Source organism: Actinosynnema sp., from assembly GCF_052038725.1.
Genome location: NZ_JBQGCX010000299.1, coordinates 1 through 2,003, shown reverse-complemented (window position 1 = coordinate 2,003; position 2,003 = coordinate 1). Strand labels below are relative to the sequence as shown.

The window sequence follows — 2,003 nt, the reverse complement described above, 5'->3', positions numbered from 1 at the left end:
CACGGGGAAGCCCGCGCGCGGTCACGCCTCCGCTTCCAGGAGCGCCACGGGCTACTCCTGCGAGTCGACGAGCACGCTGGACACCGCCATCAGCACGAGCACGAGCACGCCCAGCGCCGCTCCGGTCCACGTCGCGATCGTTGTGATCATCGTTCTCTCCTTCCGCGAGCTTCCCCACCACCAGGGTCGCCCGCGCGCGCGTCATCCGACATCGGCCAGCGGGGTGCTCATCTGCGGCTTTCCCTCAGCCTTGTGGTTGACCCCGCACCCGACCCAGGAGTGACGCAGGTTCACCCGGAAGGTTCTACGGTGTTCTTCCGTGGAGGGCACCAACCTCGAATGGCGGGCACTGGCCCGACGGCAGTGGCCGCTGGCGAGCGTCCTGGTGATGTTCCTGCTGCTCCAGGCGCAGGGTGACGGACCCGCCTGGTCGAACCTGATCGGGTCGCTGTCGCTCGCCGCGCTGGCCGTGGTGTCCCCGCGCAAGCCGTTCGACGCGGCGCTCGCCGCCGCGACCGCGCTGGTGGCGTCCTCCGTGCTGATGCGCGTGACGGGCGCGACGCCCGGCCCGTCGCTGCTGGGCGCGCTGACCATTGTCGAGCTCGGGGCGATGATGGCGATGGCGGCCATCGTGGTGCGGCAGGAGAAGGTCTGGCGCTCGACGGTCGCCCTGGTGGTGCTGGTGGCCGCCGGGGTCGCCGAGTACTACATCCGACCGAACTACTGGGTCAGGTACCCGGACCACTTCCCGGCCGAGCCCAGCCTGCTGCCGAACGCCGTGGTCACGCTGATCCTGCTGGCGCTGGCCGTGGGCACGGGCCTGTACTTCCGGGCGCGCGACCGGGAGCGGGCGACGGCGGTGCGGGCCGAGGTGGCGGCGGCGCAGCACGCGGAGCGGATGGCGCTGGCCAGGGAGCTGCACGACGTGGTGGCGCACTACGTGACCGGCATCGTCGTGCACGCCCAGGCGGCCCAGGCGGTGCCGCAGGCGGCGCAGGAGGTGCTGCCGATCATCGTGACCAGCGGGAACGAGGCGCTGACGGCGATGCGGCGGCTGGTCGGCACGCTGCGCGACTCGGAGGCGGCGGCCCCGGAGGCGACGGACAGCGGCCTGGCCGACGACGTGCGCGCGGTGGCCGAGAAGTCGGGCCAACCGGTGCGGCTGAGCGTCGACCTGCCCGGCGAGTTCCCGGTCGCACTGGCCCGGTCGGTGCTGCGGCTGGTGCAGGAGTCGCTGACGAACACCAGGAAGCACGCGGACGGCGTGACGCGCGTCGACGTGGAGGTCACCAGCGACGGCTCGGCGGTGCGGGTGCTCGTGGCCGACGACGGCCGCCAGCGCACGTCCCCGCTGACCGGCTCCAGCGGCTACGGCCTGGTCGGGATGCGCGAACGCGCGGAACTCCTCGGCGGCTCCTTCACCGCGGGCCCACGCCCCACCGGCGGCTGGGAGGTCCGAGCCGAGATCCCGGTCTCGAACGACTGAAGCGCACCATGCATCATGAACGCCTCGGCCCGTGGCAGGCCCAGTTGGCGGCAGGCCCAGTTGGCAGCTGACCCAACCCGCGGCAGGCCCAGCTCACGGCTGGCCCGGCTGGCAGCAGTTCCGTTCCGGCTGGTAGCAGTTCCGGCTGGCGGCTGTTCTGGAGCACAACCGCCCCGGCCGACGACTGCCCCTGACCCGACTGCCCTGACTCGCACGATTCGCGCAGACCAGGGGCTCGTACCCGGCTGACGGCCAGCCGGACCCGGAACACCTGCGGGTACCGGACGTATGCGGGTACCGGGCACATGCGGGGACCAGGCACGTGCAGGTACCGGACACATGCAGGTACCGGACACATGCGGGCACCGGACACATGCGGGCACCGGGACCCGCGCGGAGTCCCGGTACCCGTGTGCGTGTTGTACGACCTGTTCATCGATGCCGTTCCGCGCAGCCCTTGTTTGGACCACGCGCCTGTAGCTCCTCGAGCGAGCGCACATGCCGCCCCGCCCGGCGC

The 2,003-nt window shown here is 72.1% G+C and carries 1 protein-coding gene; it reads left to right on the top strand.

Going from position 1 to position 2,003, the window contains the following annotated elements; genetic code table 11:
• Window positions 1-319: 319 nt before the first annotated feature.
• Entirely contained in the window at window positions 320-1,486 is a 1,167-nt protein-coding gene (locus ACTUAL_RS05925) for a sensor histidine kinase (protein WP_440899534.1), read from the top strand.
• Window positions 1,487-2,003 lie beyond the last annotated feature (517 nt).